19 protein-coding genes are annotated in these 17,351 nt (G+C 38.1%); 12 read left to right on the top strand and 7 right to left on the bottom strand.

The features are described 5' to 3' along the window. The first annotated feature begins 67 nt into the window (after positions 1-67). Positions 68-484 carry a DUF2141 domain-containing protein gene (locus MED134_RS00200; protein WP_021779416.1) on the top strand — a complete coding sequence of 139 codons (417 nt, stop codon included), beginning with the start codon at positions 68-70 and terminating at the stop codon, positions 482-484. Positions 485-619: 135 nt separating this feature from the next. Next, positions 620-1,558 carry a LysR family transcriptional regulator gene (locus MED134_RS00195; RefSeq protein WP_038596662.1) on the top strand — a complete coding sequence of 313 codons (939 nt, stop codon included), beginning with the start codon at positions 620-622 and terminating at the stop codon, positions 1,556-1,558. 48 nt (positions 1,559-1,606) lie between these two features. Here the strand turns inward: MED134_RS00195 and MED134_RS00190 are convergent, their stop codons facing one another. The 4 genes from MED134_RS00190 to MED134_RS00175 all read right to left on the bottom strand — a co-directional run bounded on the left by MED134_RS00190 (position 1,607) and on the right by MED134_RS00175 (position 5,459). Further along, positions 1,607-1,804, bottom strand: coding sequence for a hypothetical protein (locus MED134_RS00190; protein ID WP_021779418.1), 198 nt, complete (start codon positions 1,802-1,804; stop codon positions 1,607-1,609). 148 nt (positions 1,805-1,952) lie between these two features. After that, positions 1,953-2,753 carry a TIGR00266 family protein gene (locus MED134_RS00185; protein ID WP_021779419.1) on the bottom strand — a complete coding sequence of 267 codons (801 nt, stop codon included), beginning with the start codon at positions 2,751-2,753 and terminating at the stop codon, positions 1,953-1,955. 116 nt (positions 2,754-2,869) lie between these two features. Next, the gene (locus tag MED134_RS00180) at positions 2,870-3,244 is read right to left on the bottom strand and encodes a hypothetical protein (RefSeq protein WP_038596659.1); all 375 of its coding nucleotides are present in this window, start codon (positions 3,242-3,244) and stop codon (positions 2,870-2,872) included. A gap of 49 nt (positions 3,245-3,293) precedes the next feature. Continuing rightward, positions 3,294-5,459 (bottom strand): TonB-dependent receptor, encoded by a 2,166-nt coding sequence (locus MED134_RS00175; RefSeq protein ID WP_021779421.1) that lies wholly within the window; start codon positions 5,457-5,459, stop codon positions 3,294-3,296. 119 nt (positions 5,460-5,578) lie between these two features. Here MED134_RS00175 and MED134_RS00170 point away from each other — a divergent pair, with 119 nt between their 5' ends. The 5 genes from MED134_RS00170 to MED134_RS00150 all read left to right on the top strand — a co-directional run bounded on the left by MED134_RS00170 (position 5,579) and on the right by MED134_RS00150 (position 10,932). Next, positions 5,579-6,178, top strand: coding sequence for a YdeI/OmpD-associated family protein (locus MED134_RS00170; protein ID WP_021779422.1), 600 nt, complete (start codon positions 5,579-5,581; stop codon positions 6,176-6,178). Positions 6,179-6,196: 18 nt separating this feature from the next. Next, on the top strand, positions 6,197-6,610 hold the full coding sequence (locus MED134_RS00165) for a DUF1801 domain-containing protein (protein WP_021779423.1): 414 nt from the start codon (positions 6,197-6,199) through the stop codon (positions 6,608-6,610). Between the two features lie 343 nt (positions 6,611-6,953). Continuing rightward, complete coding sequence (locus MED134_RS14605; protein WP_021779424.1) at positions 6,954-9,614, top strand: choice-of-anchor I family protein; 2,661 nt, start codon at positions 6,954-6,956, stop codon at positions 9,612-9,614. Positions 9,615-9,824: 210 nt separating this feature from the next. Further along, complete coding sequence (locus tag MED134_RS00155) at positions 9,825-10,319, top strand: RNA polymerase sigma factor (protein ID WP_038596653.1); 495 nt, start codon at positions 9,825-9,827, stop codon at positions 10,317-10,319. 4 nt (positions 10,320-10,323) lie between these two features. Then, complete coding sequence (locus tag MED134_RS00150; RefSeq protein ID WP_021779426.1) at positions 10,324-10,932, top strand: hypothetical protein; 609 nt, start codon at positions 10,324-10,326, stop codon at positions 10,930-10,932. Positions 10,933-11,052: 120 nt separating this feature from the next. Here MED134_RS00150 and MED134_RS00145 read toward each other — a convergent pair whose 3' ends face one another. Further along, positions 11,053-11,856: a lysophospholipid acyltransferase family protein gene (locus MED134_RS00145; protein WP_021779427.1), complete on the bottom strand. Its 804-nt coding sequence runs from the start codon at positions 11,854-11,856 to the stop codon at positions 11,053-11,055. An 85-nt stretch (positions 11,857-11,941) separates the two neighbouring features. Further along, positions 11,942-12,589, bottom strand: a complete 648-nt coding sequence (locus tag MED134_RS00140) for an NUDIX hydrolase (protein WP_021779428.1) — start codon at positions 12,587-12,589, stop codon at positions 11,942-11,944. A 2-nt stretch (positions 12,590-12,591) separates the two neighbouring features. Between MED134_RS00140 and MED134_RS00135 the strand changes: the two genes are divergently transcribed. Then, complete coding sequence (locus tag MED134_RS00135) at positions 12,592-13,314, top strand: peptidylprolyl isomerase (RefSeq protein ID WP_021779429.1); 723 nt, start codon at positions 12,592-12,594, stop codon at positions 13,312-13,314. Between the two features lie 8 nt (positions 13,315-13,322). Here MED134_RS00135 and MED134_RS00130 read toward each other — a convergent pair whose 3' ends face one another. Then, positions 13,323-14,108 carry a TrmH family RNA methyltransferase gene (locus tag MED134_RS00130; protein WP_021779430.1) on the bottom strand — a complete coding sequence of 262 codons (786 nt, stop codon included), beginning with the start codon at positions 14,106-14,108 and terminating at the stop codon, positions 13,323-13,325. Between the two features lie 145 nt (positions 14,109-14,253). Between MED134_RS00130 and MED134_RS00125 the strand changes: the two genes are divergently transcribed. The 4 genes from MED134_RS00125 to thrC all read left to right on the top strand — a co-directional run bounded on the left by MED134_RS00125 (position 14,254) and on the right by thrC (position 17,271). Then, the gene (locus MED134_RS00125) at positions 14,254-14,712 is read left to right on the top strand and encodes a hypothetical protein (RefSeq protein WP_021779431.1); all 459 of its coding nucleotides are present in this window, start codon (positions 14,254-14,256) and stop codon (positions 14,710-14,712) included. After that, positions 14,705-14,905 (top strand): helix-turn-helix transcriptional regulator, encoded by a 201-nt coding sequence (locus MED134_RS00120; protein WP_021779432.1) that lies wholly within the window; start codon positions 14,705-14,707, stop codon positions 14,903-14,905. Before MED134_RS00125 ends, MED134_RS00120 begins: the two co-directional genes overlap by 8 nt. Before the next feature lie 61 nt (positions 14,906-14,966). Then, positions 14,967-15,758, top strand: a complete 792-nt coding sequence (locus tag MED134_RS00115; protein WP_021779433.1) for a DUF6503 family protein — start codon at positions 14,967-14,969, stop codon at positions 15,756-15,758. A 211-nt stretch (positions 15,759-15,969) separates the two neighbouring features. Beyond that, a complete protein-coding gene (gene thrC / locus MED134_RS00110; protein WP_021779434.1) occupies positions 15,970-17,271 on the top strand; it encodes a threonine synthase in 1,302 nt (433 codons plus the stop codon). Positions 17,272-17,351 lie beyond the last annotated feature (80 nt).

Below are 17,351 nucleotides of genomic sequence, written 5' to 3'. Positions count from 1 at the left end.
TTCACGAAAGTGTGATGATACATTTACATCATCAATTAAAAATAGCAACTCTAAAAATCTAATCATTATGAGAACAATTATCTTTTTATTACTAGCAGCCGTATCATCTTTTTCTTTTGGACAAGAAGCATCTGGAGTAACTGTAACCGTTACTATCCCAAACCTAACAAATAATGACGGAGCTGCTTCTGCCTCATTATACACAGAAGGAACTTTTATGAAGGCAGCTCCTCTCGACACACAGTCTGCAACACCAGAAAATAAAACAGTTACACTCGTTTTTGAAAATGTAAAGCCAGGTGAGTATGGTATTATCACATTACACGATATGAATGGCAATAACCGTATGGACTTTGAAGCAAATGGTATGCCTAAAGAAGATTATGGAATTTCTGGAAGTGGTGCAGGTTTTGGCCCTCCTACTTGGAACGATGCTAAGTTTACAGTAGCATCTGAAGATCTTACACTTGAGATTAAAATGTAATTTTAGTTTCATATAACAACTCAAAAGTCTGTGTCGCGTACACAGACTTTTTTGTTTGTCCCCAGTTTACTTCTCACCTGCTTTGTAGATGGTTATAATTAATCATTTCTTATTTTTGTGGTAGATATCTTACCAATGACTATAACTCAGCTTAAATATGTGCTCGCTGTTGCAGAGCATCAAAATTTTACAAGAGCCGCTCAAAAGACTTTTGTAACCCAGCCCACGCTTAGTATGCAAATACAAAAGCTAGAGGACCAACTGGATGTGCAAATATTTGACCGTAGTAAGAAGCCTATAGAGCTTACAGATATAGGTGCAAAGATTGTACACCAAGCTCGCAATATTGTTAATGAGGCAAATCGCATTACTGATATTGTAGATCAACAAAAAGGATATATAGGTGGTGAGTTTAAGCTAGGGGTAATACCCACGGTAATGCCTACGTTATTACCTATGTTTCTTACTAATTTTATTAATAAGTACCCTAAGGTCACGCTTAAAATAGAAGAGCTTAATACAGATCAAATTATAGAGCGTCTTGAGGAAGGACATCTAGATGCAGCTATAGCCGCAACACCCCTAGAGAACCCAAATATAAAAGAGCGCCCACTGTATTACGAGCCTTTTATGGCTTACGTACCTAATAACCATAGACTAAGCGAAAAAAATCTACTTGAACCTAGTGACTTAGACACGCACGATTTATTACTTCTAGAAGACGGTCATTGTTTTAGAGATGGGGTGATTAATTTATGTACTACACCTCGTAATAAGGATAAAGAAAAATTTACACTAGAAAGTGGAAGTTTTGAAACACTTGTAAAGTTATCAAACGAGGGACTAGGGATGACGCTTTTACCTTATCTACATACGCTAGATATGCCAGCAAAGGAGCAAGAGCTATTTAAAGAATTTAAAGAACCATCTCCTGCTAGAGAAGTGAGTATCATCTTTCATAAGAGTGAATTAAAGATGCAGATCATTGAGGCATTACGCTCTACCATAGCTGGTGTTGTAAAAGGTGCAATTACTTTTCAAAACGTACAGATTATAAGTCCACTTAATAGATAAGAGGTTTATTTATAGCATATAAAAATGCCCCGTATGACGGGGCATTTTTTATGGTTTTAAATATATTAAACATTGTCCTAGATCTGGCCTTGTCTTAACGAGTTTGTTAATCCAGATTCTTAATTCATCTATTTCGTAAGGTAGTAATCTTTTAATAGCCTTTTCTAGCTCCTTGCAGAAAAGGGAACTATCAAAACTTACCTTATCAAGAATAGTCTTTGTGTATTCAAACATTGCTCTCGCCATATTCGAAGGTTTTTTAAAGGTTAGACTTTTAATAAGTAGTTTTCAACTATATGCGTTTGCTTTTTGTTCAACCCTATAAATATACTACAAAAGCACTACAAAAGTGTTAACAACCGTGGGTTTAACTTCTTAAAAAATAGTTAATTATCTAAAAACTATTATCCCCATCTAGTAAATCTCCCAGTCCTCCTAGTATAGATCCTTCACCTCTTTTATTTCCTCCAGCTTTTGGAGCCATTGCTAGTACACGATTTGCCAGACGGCTAAAAGGTAGGGACTGTATGTAAACTGTTCCTGGCCCTGTTAAGGTTGCAAAAAACAGTCCTTCACCACCAAAAATGGTGTTTTTAATACCTCCTACAAACTCTATATCATAGTTTACAGAGCTATCAAAGCCTATGATACAACCCGTATCCACCTTGAGACGCTCGCCCGGAGCAAGTTCTTTTTTAAGCATTGTACCACCTGCGTGTACAAACGCGATACCGTCACCCTCAAGGCGTTGCATAATAAAACCTTCTCCTCCAAAAAGTCCTCTACCTAGCTTACGCGAAAATTCAATCCCGACAGATACGCCCTTTGCAGCACAAAGAAATGCATCTTTTTGACACACAAACTTCCCTCCTATCGCTCCTAAATCTATTGGAATGATTTTACCAGGATATGGAGAAGCAAAGCTTACTTTCTTTTTACCCACAACGTCATTATAGAATGCAGTCATAAATAGACTCTCTCCAGTAAGGAGTCGCTTTCCTGCCCCAAAGATCTTACCCATTACTCCCGTATCCTTTGCAGAGCCATCTCCAAAAATGGTTTCCATACGTATCCCTTCTTCCATCATCATAAAGCTTCCAGCCTCTGCTATTACTCCTTCTTGAGGATCTAGCTCTACCTCAACATACTGCATCTCCTCGCCGAAGATTTCGTAATCTATTTCGTGTGCGTTCATTTTTTATTTTTTTTGATTGTAATTATAGGTAGTAAAAAAGAATACTATGTTACAGAGGTACTATAAAAAAAGCCTGTAACTAGGTTACAGGCTTAGGATATAGTAGTGTGAATTATTTATAATTCCTCTAGTTCATAACTCAACACTTCAGTAATTAGACCGCACTCATCTGTGAGCGGGTTTATCTGTCCAGTTATAATTGTTTGATAATTATCTTTCTCAATACGTAAAGTATAACTTCCCTCGCGCTCATCTGGACCTTCATATACACCTGGAGACACTTCTGGCAATACAACTGTAAACGATTGATCCATCACCGTGATAGAAACATCTTCTAGCAGTGCATTTGTACTTGCATCACGCATAGTAATACTAAAGACAGGAACAATCTCTGTGCTACAAGCCTCCTCTGGCTCTTGTACCATCTGGTCATCATCACCACCACAAGCAATTAAAGTTACAAAGCAAAAGACAAGAATTAGGTATTTCATAATAGGATGTTTTTTTACTAAGATACTTAATTTATAAAAAGGTTGCGTTTTATAGATTATCAAGTTGGTTACTACTTTTATCATCACTTATGGTCCAGAAGAAACCTACGAAGAAAAACTGATCTGTTGCGGGTCTAAGCGCTCGCCTGTTAAACATTCCTGCTGTGTCTGGCGTATCTGCATACTGGTAACCATTTATGTTTCTTAAACCTAGCACGTTATTGATAGAGAAGTATAATATCTTTTGTTGCGATAAAAGATAGGCCCAGTTTATACTCAAATCATTAAAGGACTTTGTATTTGCCTGTAAAAAGCCTGGGTTGTTTCGGTCTGTATAGGTTCTACCAGAACTGTGCTGAAAGCTCATCCCTATTTGTGATTTCCAGTCTTCTACAAAATACTTTGCCACAATAGAGACACTATGAGGACTAGCAAAGGTAGGCCTGGCCTGCTCTGGATAGTTGAGATATTTTCTCTCAGAATCTAGATATGAATAGCTCACCCAGTAATCCATATTTTTAATACTGGTATTATCTCTCCAAAATACGTCTACACCTTGTGCATACCCGCTCCCCTCGTTTGTAAAAACACTCTCTGGGCTAGCAAACTCAGTTGTTGAAGTTATTAAATCACTATACGACTTTCTATAAGCCTCTGCTCTAAAAATACGACCGTTATCACTGTATTGATAGTTTGCAATGTAGTGTGTAGTTTTTTGAGCTTCAAAATCTTGACTAAATTTCAAAAAGTCATTAAGCGGATTTTGATAAAAGTCACCATATGCTAGCGATAGTTGGCTCTTTGCTCCTGTCTTATAGGCTATACTCGCTCGAGGCGAAAATGTAACATCTTTCATATAGTCTGTATAACTCGCTCTCGCTCCTAGTTTTATAGCAAAGTCTCTGGAGAAGATAATATCACTTTCGGCAAAGGCGGCTGTGATGTTACTTTTAAAATCATAGTTTGCGGTAAACATATTGTCATTAACCGCAACGGTGACATCTTCATCAAAATCTGTAATAAACTGTTCGGCGCCAAAGGAGAGTTTAAATCTATTTGAAAACCTTTTCTTTAGTTTGAGCTTGAGGTGTGCACTGTTTTCTGTGTCTAACACCTGGGTTGTAGATTGTATGTTGGCTTCATTTCGCGCAAGCGTATAACTACCTCCTGTTTGTATACTCCACGTGTCATTAAGCATACCCGTGTATGATGAGTTTATATATACATTACTGTTAGTAAGCCCTAGATTAAAGCCTTCTGGGTTGTTTATATCCTCTTGTGTGATATCAAAGCTAGTGCGATCTCCAGCGGCATAGAGTTTAAAAAGTCCATCTGTAGTTCTATATCTATATACCGCCTCTCCTGCCAGTGCTTGAAAGGGTTTATTAAAGTTATTACGATTAGGAAATAACGCGACATAAGGAGCCAGATTGATATATGAGGTGCTCAAACTAAGCGAACTTTTTTCAAATTTTCTAGTAAGACCTAGCCCTGCTCCTACAGACATTATAGAGATATCTGTTTTATTTTGATCTGGCTCATCTACCGTGTTAAGCAATAAAACACTAGACAGGGCTTCCCCATATTCTGCAGAATATCCTCCGGTAGAAAATGTAATCCCGTCAAAAAGAAATGGGCTATACCTGCCTCTTGTAGGTGTATTATTTGCCGTAGGTGTATAGGGTGTAAAAACACGTATGCCATCTATAAATATTTGCGTCTCTCCAGCATCTCCACCACGCACAAAGAGTCTACCATCTTCGGCCACTGTGGTGGTACCTGGTAAGGTTTGTAAAGCACCTACAAAATCACCTAGCGCACTTGCTGTGGTAACCACATCTAGTGGTTTTAAAACAGATACTTTACTGTTATCACTTGCCTCAAAAGTACCTGCAGAGAGTACAACCGTGTCTAGTGAGTTTATATTTTCTCGTAGTTTAATATTAAGATTTTTGAAGGTACTTACATTCATAAAAATCTCATAAGGCTCGTATGATAAGAAGGTGACTTTAAGTAGCTGCTCTCCAGTCTCTGTAGTTGTAAAAGAAAATACGCCTCTTGCGTCTGTGCTTGCACCGTCATAAGTACCGTCCAGAAATACATTTGCACCTTCTATAGGCACGCCTTTGGGATCTGTCACTATGCCAGAAACAGTGGTTTGGGCAGTGAGAAAATAACTTGATAAAATGAGTAAGAGTGATAAAAAAGGTTTCATAAGTGGTTCGTTAGATTGATTGTGAGACAAATATGAAGGGAATCCCGCTTTAGCGAAAGCGTAATACTCCCAACCGTCATAATCTGTAACTCAATTGTAATTTTTTGTACATTGAGGTTATGACAAAAGATGAAAAGCTGAATAATTTTTATAATCAAGAAGTGCCTTGGCTAGCGAGCTTAAAGAAAATAAGAGCGCTTCTCAAGAGTACAGATCTGGTAGAAGATGTAAAGTGGGGAATGCCAGTTTATACCATTAATAATGATAATGTAGTAGGTGTTGCTTCTTTTAAGCAGCACTATGGTTTATGGTTTTATCAAGGTGTCTATCTTACAGATGCTAGTAAAATACTGCGTAATGCACAAGAAGGAAAAACTAAGGCAATGCGCCACTTACACTTTACAGAAGATGATATTATAGACGAAAAACTCATTACATCTTATGTAGATGAGGCTATACAAAATGCTCGAGATGGTAAGAGAATGCCTGTGGTGCGCTCTGTAAAGAAAGTGCTATTACCTACAATGCTTAAAAATGAACTCTATAACGATGCACAGCTCAAACTACATTTTACTGCACTCACAAAAGCAAAACAACGTGCCTATGCAGATTATATAAATGAGGCAAAGCAAGAGGCCACAAAGCGCAAGAGACTAGACCGCTGTATCCCATTCATACTTGAAGGTAAAGGAATAGATGCACTCTGGAAGAAAAACTAATTTAAAATTACCTACACCGTGTCTGACGTAAAAACTAAAAAAAATGACCAGTCTCCACTAGACTTTATAAATGCTGTTGCTCACACCACTCGCAAAGAAGACAGTCTTTACTTACTTGAGCTTATGGAAACTGTAACGGGAAAGAAGCCGGTAATGTGGGGAGATAGTATTGTAGGGTATGATGAGTATGAGATGGTATATGCCTCTGGAAGAAAAGTACACTGGCCTATGGTAGGGTTTTCTCCTCGCAAGCAAAATTTGAGCATATATATTATGCCAGGTTTTGGTGTTATAGATGACCTTCTGCCGGCATTAGGTAAACATAAAACGAGTAAAGCCTGCCTGTATATAAATAAACTAGCAGATGTAGATCTGGACATACTTAAACAGATTATAGAACGAGCGATTACCTATATGAGAGCCAAGTATTAATACATTCTTAACCTTAACATTGCAATTGAGTAACGCTCTAGATATACTTTTATCACGTTATAATTCAGGATTGCATAAAAGATTCGTTGTTTGAAAGGGCAGCGGATTTTTTTGTTTGATGTGGTTACGCTTTCGCGAAAGCGTAATTATTTATAATTCAGAATATAATAGCCGTCATAGTCTCAAATAGCCTTGTTTTAATTTTAGGTTATCATAGGGTTTTATAGACGTAAAATATGCCATAAACTTCTCAAATCGTAAAGGTTTACTAACGTTTACATTTCATCATCTAGTGGGTAGATTTCTACTTTTAAGGGATTAATCAACCACAAAAATCACACAGATGAAACAACATTACTTTTTATTACTTTTTACATTCTTATTGAGCTGTAGCATACAGGCTCAAGACCTCATCATTACGGGCGTATATGACGGACCTCTATCTGGAGGAACTCCTAAAGCGATAGAGCTTTATGTACTTAATGACATTTCTGACCTATCTATATATGGTGTTGGCTCTGCAAATAATGGAGGCGGTACAGATGGTGTAGAGCTTAGCCTAGAAGGAAGCGCAGCTGCCGGAGATTTTATATACATCGCGTCTGAGCAACCTAACTTTAATACGTTCTTTGGTTTTGATCCAGATTATGTAAATGGTGCTGCTGGTATAAATGGAGATGATGCCGTAGAGCTTTTTATGAATGATGTGGTTATTGACACCTTTGGCGATATAAACGTAGATGGAAATGGAGAAGCTTGGGAATACCTAGATGGATGGGCTTCTAGAGTAAATGAAACAGGACCAGATGGAAGTACTTTTGTAATTGCAAACTGGAGCTTTAGCGGGCCTAATGAAAATGATGATGATAATATGGCAACACAAGCAACTGCAACAAACGCTTGGCCAATAGCTACTTATGAAGCTGCAACAACCACTTTACCTACTATCACTTTTACAGAAGAAGAAACACAACTTACAGAAAACGAAGGTGCGGTAACACTAGAAATTACAATATCTGAGTCTGCAACCGTAAGTGCTGTAGTAGAAGTAAGTTATACAAATGATGAGAATGAATCATTTACAGTAGATAATGCTGTAAACTTTGTAACAGGTGAGGCTACGACACAGCAAGTAACTTTTACACCTACAGATAATGATGACCTTTCTATAGACTATTATGTATCATTAAGTCTAACAGATATTACAGGTGCTACAGAGGGTGAGACAGTATCACACGCAATATATGTAGTAGATGATGAGGCTCACGCCCCTACAGCAACAAATACCTTAGGTATGGTATTCTCAAATAACATAGAAGTAAACGGAGCGGAGATTATAACATTTGACGCTGGATCAAGCAGGCTGTTTGTATCAAATGCTGGCGATGCTGCTGTAGAGATTTTAGACTTTACAGATCCTACTTCTCTTACTGTATTAAACTCTATTGTTCTGGACACTTACGGTAGTGAGGTAACAAGCGTATCTTCATATGACGGTGTTGTAGCGGTAGCTGTACGTGCAGAAGACCAAAGTAATGGTCAAGTTGTATTTATGGATACAGACGGTACAGTTTTATCAAATGTAATGGTAGGGTCTTTACCAGATATGTTAACGTTTACTCCAGATGGATCAAAAGTACTCGTAGCAAATGAAGGAGAGCCTAATGCAGATTATACAGTAGACCCAGAAGGATCAGTATCTATTATAGACCTTGCAGCTGGCGCTGCGGCTGTGGTTCAAGATGATGTGACTTCACTTTCTTTTACAAGTTTTGATTCACAACTTACAGAACTTACAGCAGCTGGGGTTCGTATTTATGGTCCAGGAGCAACTGTATCACAAGACTTAGAGCCAGAATATATTACTGTAAGTGACGATGGGGCTACTGCCTATGTTTCACTTCAAGAAAACAACGCATATGCCGTAGTAGATATCGCTGCTGCAACGATTACATCTATAATACCTTATGGATATAAAGATCACCAATTGCCAGAAAATGCTATAGATGCTTCAAACAGCTTAGACTTTGTCTTTATGTCTACTTGGCAAACTTTAGGAATGTATCAACCAGATGCTATTGCAAATTATACTGTAGATGGTACACAATACCTTGTAATTGCAAATGAAGGTGACTCAAGAGATTATGATGGATACAGCGAAGAAGAGCGTGTAAAAGATCTTGACCTTGATCCTATTGCATATCCTAATGCAAGTATCTTACAACAAGACGAAACACTAGGAAGACTTAAAACTACGAGCGCTACTGGTGATATAGATGGTGATGGAGACATAGACCAGATTTACTCTTATGGTGGACGTTCTTTTGCTATTCTTAATGCAGAGACAGGTGCTATTGTATATGACAGTGGAGATTTACTAGAGCGTATAACTTCTGAAGATGAAGTATATGGAGCCATCTTTAACGCTACAGATGATGAAAATGCGTTTAAAAACAGATCTGATGATAAGGGACCAGAACCAGAAGCCGTAACCCTTGCGATGATAGATGACGTTTGGTATGCCTTTGTAGGTCTTGAGCGTATAGGTGGTGTAGCTGTATTTAATATATCAGATCCAGAAGCGCCAGTATTTGAAACCTATGTAAATAATCGCGATGTAACACCAGATGCCGAAGATCCTGCAGGTGATCTTGCTCCAGAAGGAATTGTTTACATACAGCCAGAAGATAATGCTACAAACACGGGACTTATAGTTGTGGCAAATGAGGTAAGCTCTACAGTATCTGTGTACACACTCGCAAATGATGTACTCTCAACAGATGACTTTAATGCAGAAGCTAGCCAGACAGTTGCCTACCCTAATCCTACCGTAGGTAACACACTTTACTTTACAAAAAACACAAGCTTTACACTTGTAGATATTTTAGGTAGAGTATTAATATCGTCTAAGGAAGTAACACAGGCAGACATAAGTACACTTACTACAGGTGTTTATATTGTAAACTTTGAAGATGGCACAAGCCAGAAGATTATCAAGAACTAAGTAAAAACAATAACTATTAAAGCTCCTTTACCTATCTTGGGTAAAGGAGCTTTTTCTTTTTAAGAAAACAGGTATTAGTACGTTTTCGCGAAAGCGTAACAAAGAAAACCACACCAACGCACTGTCCTTCAATAAATAAAAAAACTTTTTACAACAGCGTGTAACACTTTGTAAGAATAACCTACTTATAGATAACAAAGCCACCAACCATTGGACAAAACCACCGAAGAAAAATTTGTTACCCTACTGGAGGAGAACCAGAATATTGTGCACAAAATATGCAGGTTGTATACAAACAATCGCGACCAGCACAATGACCTCTTTCAAGAGATAACGATACAGTTATGGCGTGCCTTCCCTAAGTTTAGAGGAGATTCAAAATTCAGCACCTGGATGTACCGAGTGGGTCTCAACACTGCCATCACTTTATATCGTAAGTCTAAGAGAACGGTACAAACACAAGATTTTGACTCTGTGATGTTCCGCATCTCTTCTGAGGAGTATGATGATACGGTAGAGCAACAATTAAAGTTAATGTACAGTGCTGTAAAGGAGCTTAACGATATAGATAAAGCACTTGTGTTTTTATATCTAGAAGATAAAAATTATAGCGAGATCTCAGAAACCTTAGGTATCACAGAGGTAAATGCTAGAGTAAAGATGAATAGAGTGAAGAAAAAGCTCAAGAAAATATTAAACCCATAATCATATGGTAGACGAATTAGAATTGCTAAAAAAAGATTGGCAAAAACAAGAAGATACCCTTCCTAAATACACAAAGGAAGATTTGTACCCTATGCTCCTTAAGAAGTCTTCTTCTATAGTGAAGCTTATATTTATTATAAGTCTTATAGAATTTGCTTTTTGGATTGTACTCTCATTTGCTTTTAACGATAATGAGACAAAAGCTTTTGAAAAACAGTTTGGGTTACAAACCTTTGATACTATCGTACTTGTTGTGCATCTTACGGCTCTTGTCGTTTTTGCCTTGTGGTTTTATAAAAACTTCAAAAAAATACAAGCGACAGACTCTGCAAAAGTATTAATGAAAAATATTATCAAAACGCGTAATACGGTAAAGTACTACATATGGTTTAGTATGGCATTTGTAGCGATTGCCTCTACTATTGCTTATGCAATTATGATACAAAATAATCCAGCCCTTGCAGATGAGAATTTACTTTACCTCTCACTCAAATTTATTGTTGTAATAACTATAGCTCTTGGATTACTATGGGGACTTTATAGAATTATTTATGGGTTATTATTAAGAAAGCTCAATAGAAATTATAGAGAACTTAAGAAATTAGAAATTTAACTGTAGGGGGTTTAAATTTCTATACAAGGCAATAGGTCAAGCTGTTGCCTTACCATAAAAAAAGCGAGAATACCTGCTGGTATTCTCGCTTTACTTTTTTAGTTTGACTTCTAGACTACGCTAGTATTCCCACTGTCTTTTCTTGTTTAGTGCTTCTTCTGCCTCTATCTCTTCTGTAGGGATCACTTTTAAGAAAGAAGGATGTTGCTCTATTGCATATTCTAGCTGCTCTACAATCTTCTCTACAGAGTCGTTCTCATAATCTATCTCTAGTGGTTCTTTTACCTCAAAAGACTGTAAGATGCCACGTTTTTTAATACGCAAACCTTTCTTATCAAAACTTCTTCTAAAACCATCTATCACGATAGGCACTACAATAGGCTTGTAATTTTTAATAATGTGCGCCGTTCCTTTTCTAATAGGTTTCCACGGTTTTGTGGTTCCTTGTGGGAAGGTGATTACCCAGCCATCATCTAGAGCGATACCTATGTTTTCTGTATCCTTAAGGTTTACTTGACGTTCTATCTCTTTTCCTTTTTCTCTCCAGGTACGACTCACGGTAATCGCTCCTGCATAAGCCAGTATGCGCGGTAGTAAACCAGCCTTCATTGTCTCGCCTGCCGCAACGTAATATAAGTTGAGTTTTGGCCTCCAGAGGTAACCTATATTTTTTATAGAATCTGTACGACCGCTTAGACTCGCATTAAATACGTGAAACATCGACACCACATCTGCAAAGTAGGTCTGGTGATTAGACACAAAAAGCACGTTAGTATCTGGTAAATTTGTGAGTATCTCTGAACCTTCTATCTGCAGCTCATTAAAGCCGCGATAACGCCTGTGTGTCATTGCTCCTGCAATACGAATGAGCCAGCGTTTTAAGAATAGTATATGTCCAAATGGATTTTTTTTGAATAGCCCCATTTAATAGTTTAAAGTTGTGTGCGTTTGAGTGCGCTTTCGCGAAAGCGTACTTGGTTACAAACAGCCTGTAAATATACAAAAGACCTTACAATATTAAAGATTTCTTAACAAGAGCTCTTACCTCACTGAGCATCATTGCAGTAGCTCCCCACACTACGTGGCCCTGCAACATATAGGCTGGTACTTCTACCTCATCCATATACGAGGTAGTGAGGCGCTGGGTAATTACAACCTCATCAGACAAGAATTCTGAAAGTGGTACGGGTATGAGATCTTCTACCTCTGTTTCTTGCGCTTTAAAAGCGGGAGTATGTTGCACGTAGCCTATAAATGATTGTACATAAAAATTACTGGGCGGTATATAAATATTAGTAAGTTCACGCACGAGTGTGACCGTATCTTGAGCAACACCTACCTCCTCCTCTGTCTCACGCAAGGCGGTATGTGCGAGGTCTCTATCTTCTTGCTCAACTTTCCCTCCAGGAAACCCTACCTGATTAGAATGTACTCCTTTATAGGTCTTACGTAGTATGAGTATAAGCTCTGTCTCCCCCTCATTATTAGGGTAAAAAAGGGACATCACACCAGCTTGTCTAGGGTTGTGCTTTGCAATATCTTCTTCCTTAAGCTCTTTAAGCCGTTCTTGTGGTGCCATCTCAAGCTGTACATCACGCCCGGGAAGCGGTAGTTTTCTTATTTTTGAAACTAATTCTAAAAATGACTCAAACTTCATATATGCGCACCTTTGTCTGGATTATTATAATTTTTGCTCTAAGCACAAGTTGTCAAGATAAGAAATCTGAAAGTAAATCTGTAGCCAAAAAGGTTGTGATACAAGATACCATCACAGCTGTAGAAACTCTTGATGAACAAGATCCTTCACCAGATATGGGTACCATAAAAGAGCCTACTATAAAAGGGCAAGAAGACGTTATTGATTTCTTTACTACCTATGGAGAAAACAACCCTGAGAGTAAGGTGAGAATCACAACTCGTTTTGGAAATATTGAGGTGCAACTTTATGAGGACACGCCACTACACAGAGCAAATTTTATTATGCTGGTTAAGAATGGCTATTTTAACACTACACAGTTTCATAGAGTCTCGCCTAACTTTGTTGTGCAGGGTGGTAATAATGACACACAAGGTACTGCGCGCAACCGGTCAAGCTTTGGGAGTTACTTGATTCCTAATGAGGCAAACCCATCTCACACACATACTAGAGGCGCTTTTTCTTCTGCTAAGTACACCGAGCAAAATGTAAGTAATGCAACCGCTCCTTTTGAGTTCTTCATTGTACAACCGGCTCGCGGTGCACATCACCTAGATGGAGATCACACCGTTTTTGGCCACGTGACTAAAGGTATGAGTGTGATAGATGAAATTAATAAACTAGAAGTAGACGGCAGTGAGTGGCCACTAGAAAATGTGTATATGACTATTGAGATTATAGAATAATCGTTACTCTATGAGCGCTGTCTTCTAGCCTCAAAGATTAATATTCCCGCTGCTACAGATACATTCATAGAGTCTATTTTACCACGCATAGGGATTTTAATATTTGTACCCACCGTTCTCCACTCTGGAGATAAACCGGTAGCCTCTGTACCTACTACAATAGCACTACCTCCTGTGTATGCCTGCGTTGCATAGTCTACCGCCTTTTGTAATATGGCGCTGTATATAGCGACATCCTTTTCTTGCAAGAAAGAGATAACCTCCTCCGTACTCCCAGTAGCAATTTGTGTTGTAAACACACACCCCACACTAGAGCGTATGATGTTAGGATTATATAAATCTGTTTTGGGGTTTGCTATAATAACGGCATCGACCGCGGCAGCATCTGCTGTGCGAAGTAGTGCGCCTATGTTACCAGGTTTTTCTGGTGCTTCGGTAACTAGTATGAGTGGGTTTACTGGTAATTGTAATTCTGATAATGTGGTTTTTTTTGCTTTCGCGAAAGCGATCACCCCCTCAGTACCTCCTCTGTAAGCTACTTTTTTATAAACTTCGGTTGCTAGGCTCGTAAGGGATATCTTGGTCCCCACAAGTTCTTCTACCGAAGATGGCGCTATGAGTTGCTCGTCATAATACACCTCAGTAATGGTATAGCCGCCAGCGATAGCCAGCTCAATCTCACGTTTACCTTCTATTATAAAACCACCTTCCTTCTTACGAGTGCGTGACTTTTCTTGAAGTTGAAGTAAACGTTTTACCGTTGGGTTTTGAAGACTAGAAATATATTTTGACATAGCGCAAATGTAGAATATTCTGAAGATTAGATAAATAGTTGCTCAAAATAGTTGATAATTACAAAATGTAAAGTATATTTGACATTATAACAAACTATCTTTCCATTTTGGAAAGTTAAGTTATAATTACTTAAAGAAAATCAGTATGAGTATAAAGAAAATTATTGCGTGCGAGCGCAAGAGTCTAGGGAAGGTTAGCAAGTTTCAACTACCACATCATTTTAAAAAAGTGGGTTGGGTACTATTTATAGTTTCTTTTATATCGCTATTTGCATCTAGCATAATAACCACAGATGAAAGTCTAAAATCAACAATAGTGATAATTGTAAAATACACGATGCTCATAGGTTTACTTATGGTCTCTCTAGCCAAAGAGCCTATAGAAGATGAGTTTATCAAGAGTATGCGTATGAAGTCATATATGATTGCTTTTATACTAGGAGTGATACAAACGCTTATTATGCCTTTTATCACGCTAGGTGCTGAGACTATAGTTGATGGTGGCTCAACACTAAAACCGGTAAACGACTTCTTTGTGCTATGGGTATTACTCTTCTGCCAGATATTAGTTTTTCACGTTTTTAAAAGCACTGCAAATGACTAACACTCTTAAGGTAGAACGCGCTATACTAGATCTCACTCAAGATGATCTCGCCAAAAAGATAGGCGTCTCAAGACAAACTATAAACTCAATAGAAAAGAATAGGTACGTACCATCTACCGTACTTGCTTTAAAACTATCTGCACTTTTTAATAAACCCGTAAACGATTTTTTTAAACTCACCGAAGAAGATTAAACTCCTTTGTAAGTAATCGCCTATTTTTACTACAAAACAAGCTAATTATAACCAATTCAAAATGAAAAACAATCTACTCGTACTAGCAGCTATCGTACTGCTCGTAAGTTGCAAGACAGAAACAAAGCAAACTACCATTACAGAAGAAACTGTAGCTGAGACAACGCTAAGAGAATATCCAGAAGATATAGCTACTATTTTTAAAGCGCACGGAGGTATTGACACTTGGAATGCAATGAACAATTTATGCTTTACACTTCCTAAAGGTGATATAGAAGAAGTACATACTGTAGATTTAAAATCTAGAAAAACACGTATCGAGACACCAGCATATACATTAGGTTTTGACGGAGAAAAAGTATGGCTCAAGCAAGATAGTCTTGCTTTTAAGCCAGAAAGAGCACGTTTTTACCACAATCTTATGTTTTACTTTTATGCAATGCCATTTGTACTAGGTGATGAAGGTATCACGTATAGTGAGGCTCCTGCCCTATCTAAAGATGGTGTAGATTACCCTGGTACAAAAATTAGCTTTGAAGACGGTGTAGGTGACGCGTCTGATGATAATTATATCATCTATAGAGATCCTAGTACAAACCAAATGGCGTGGCTAGCATATACAGTTACCTATGGTAAGGAAGGTCCAAGCGAGCGTTACAGCTACATTAAATATGACAAGTGGCAAGAAGTAAATGGATTACAACTCCCTAGTGAGCTACAATGGTATAATGTAGAAGAAGGACAACCTACGGAGATGCGCAACGCAATGAACTTTACAAAACCTACAGCCACAGCTACTCAACTAGATAAAAATCTATTTGAAAAACCTGCAGACGGAACATTTGCAGAGTAAGCTTGCAATACCAAAGTATAATCTCAAACGCTATTCTTTATGAATAGCGTTTATTTTTTAATACAAACTACTGTTATTCAATTAGTAATGAGTTTATAATTCTCTATTAACATCTATCCTTTTACCCTAAAAATGGTGAAAAATCCCGTAAAACCTATTAGATTTACTTTTTAATGATACACCTTATAGCAACAAAGTAACTCTCTTAATAATGCACTATTACAGTCTCAATAATAAAGCACCACAGGTAACCTTTGACACCGCAGTTATAAAAGGAATTGCACCAGATAAAGGACTGTATTTCCCTGAGCGCATACCTACACTACCTACGCAGTTTTGGGAAACTATAGAAGAGCTGTCTAAAGAAGAGATTGCTTACCAAGTGATGCAACCGTATGTAGGTGACACTATGGATGAGACTACGCTTAGAGAAATTGTAGCAGATGTATTATCGTTTGACTTTCCTATCGTTCCCATAACAAACCATATAGGTACGCTTGAACTCTTTCACGGGCCTACAATGGCATTTAAAGACGTGGGAGCTCGCTTTATGGCTAGATGCTTAGGTCACTTTCTTAAAGAGCAAAACCAGCAAGAAGAAGTAACCGTACTAGTGGCTACCAGTGGTGACACTGGCGGCGCTGTGGCAAGAGGTTTTTATAAAGTACCCGGTATAAAAGTAGTCATACTCTACCCCTCTGGTAAAGTGTCTGACGTGCAAGAGCGACAGCTCACCACGCTGGGAGAAAATATTACTGCTCTAGAGGTAGACGGCACCTTTGACGACTGTCAGGCTATGGTAAAAAGAGCATTTTTAGACACAGATATCACAAGTAAAAAACAGCTTACCTCTGCAAATAGTATTAATGTTGCTAGGTGGTTACCACAATCACTGTATTACCTATTTGCATATAAAGAATTAAAAAAACAGGGCAAGGCAGATAAAATTGTGTTTTCTGTACCTAGTGGTAACTTTGGAAACATTTGTGCTGGTATGGCGGCACACCTTATGGGGATGCCCGTGCATCACTTTGTCGCTTCGGTAAATAGTAATACCACTATACCTAGATTTATGAAAACAGGTGATTACAGCCCTACTCCTACTGTGCCTACCATAAGTAACGCGATGGATGTAAGTGACCCAAGCAACTTCGTGAGAGTGCTTCAGCTTTTTGAAAATAGCAGACAACTTTTATCTACTAAGTTTTCATCATATTCATACTGTGATAATGCCACTAGAGGCGCGATGCTTGATATATATAAGGAACACAACTATACTGCAGATCCACACGGTGCTGTGGGATACTTGGGTCTAAAAGAATACCTTAAAGACCATCCAGATGCGCACGGTATCTTTTTAGAAACAGCGCATCCCATAAAATTTTTACCAGCTGTAGAGCCAGTAGTAGGACCGCTAGCACTTCCTGAGCAAATAAAAGAACTTATGAATGCTCAAAAAGATGCTCTCGCCATAAGTGATTATCAAGAACTCAAAAATTATTTGTTAGAATAACGCTTTCGCGAAAGCGTGTATAACCCCATTTCATCCATCATACTGATAGCGGCATCATTATCGCGCAAAAAAATAGTAAC

Source organism: Dokdonia sp. MED134, from assembly GCF_000152925.2.
Classification (GTDB): domain Bacteria; phylum Bacteroidota; class Bacteroidia; order Flavobacteriales; family Flavobacteriaceae; genus Dokdonia.
This window is presented reverse-complemented; position numbering and strand designations above follow the sequence as displayed.

What these genes read in the sequence shown, in the direction of transcription:
- MED134_RS00175 (WP_021779421.1), bottom strand. Translation starts at nt 5,459, where the DNA reads ATGAAACCTTTTTTATCACTCTTACTCATTTTATCAAGTTATTTTCTC.
- thrC (WP_021779434.1), top strand. Translation starts at nt 15,970, where the DNA reads ATGCACTATTACAGTCTCAATAATAAAGCACCACAGGTAACCTTTGAC.
- MED134_RS00185 (WP_021779419.1), bottom strand. Translation starts at nt 2,753, where the DNA reads ATGAACGCACACGAAATAGATTACGAAATCTTCGGCGAGGAGATGCAG.
- MED134_RS00170 (WP_021779422.1), top strand. Translation starts at nt 5,579, where the DNA reads ATGACAAAAGATGAAAAGCTGAATAATTTTTATAATCAAGAAGTGCCT.
- MED134_RS00125 (WP_021779431.1), top strand. Translation starts at nt 14,254, where the DNA reads ATGAGTATAAAGAAAATTATTGCGTGCGAGCGCAAGAGTCTAGGGAAG.
- MED134_RS00180 (WP_038596659.1), bottom strand. Translation starts at nt 3,244, where the DNA reads ATGAAATACCTAATTCTTGTCTTTTGCTTTGTAACTTTAATTGCTTGT.
- MED134_RS00145 (WP_021779427.1), bottom strand. Translation starts at nt 11,856, where the DNA reads ATGGGGCTATTCAAAAAAAATCCATTTGGACATATACTATTCTTAAAA.
- MED134_RS00195 (WP_038596662.1), top strand. Translation starts at nt 620, where the DNA reads ATGACTATAACTCAGCTTAAATATGTGCTCGCTGTTGCAGAGCATCAA.
- MED134_RS00140 (WP_021779428.1), bottom strand. Translation starts at nt 12,589, where the DNA reads ATGAAGTTTGAGTCATTTTTAGAATTAGTTTCAAAAATAAGAAAACTA.
- MED134_RS14605 (WP_021779424.1), top strand. Translation starts at nt 6,954, where the DNA reads ATGAAACAACATTACTTTTTATTACTTTTTACATTCTTATTGAGCTGT.
- MED134_RS00120 (WP_021779432.1), top strand. Translation starts at nt 14,705, where the DNA reads ATGACTAACACTCTTAAGGTAGAACGCGCTATACTAGATCTCACTCAA.
- MED134_RS00130 (WP_021779430.1), bottom strand. Translation starts at nt 14,108, where the DNA reads ATGTCAAAATATATTTCTAGTCTTCAAAACCCAACGGTAAAACGTTTA.
- MED134_RS00135 (WP_021779429.1), top strand. Translation starts at nt 12,592, where the DNA reads ATGCGCACCTTTGTCTGGATTATTATAATTTTTGCTCTAAGCACAAGT.
- MED134_RS00115 (WP_021779433.1), top strand. Translation starts at nt 14,967, where the DNA reads ATGAAAAACAATCTACTCGTACTAGCAGCTATCGTACTGCTCGTAAGT.
- MED134_RS00190 (WP_021779418.1), bottom strand. Translation starts at nt 1,804, where the DNA reads ATGGCGAGAGCAATGTTTGAATACACAAAGACTATTCTTGATAAGGTA.
- MED134_RS00150 (WP_021779426.1), top strand. Translation starts at nt 10,324, where the DNA reads ATGGTAGACGAATTAGAATTGCTAAAAAAAGATTGGCAAAAACAAGAA.
- MED134_RS00200 (WP_021779416.1), top strand. Translation starts at nt 68, where the DNA reads ATGAGAACAATTATCTTTTTATTACTAGCAGCCGTATCATCTTTTTCT.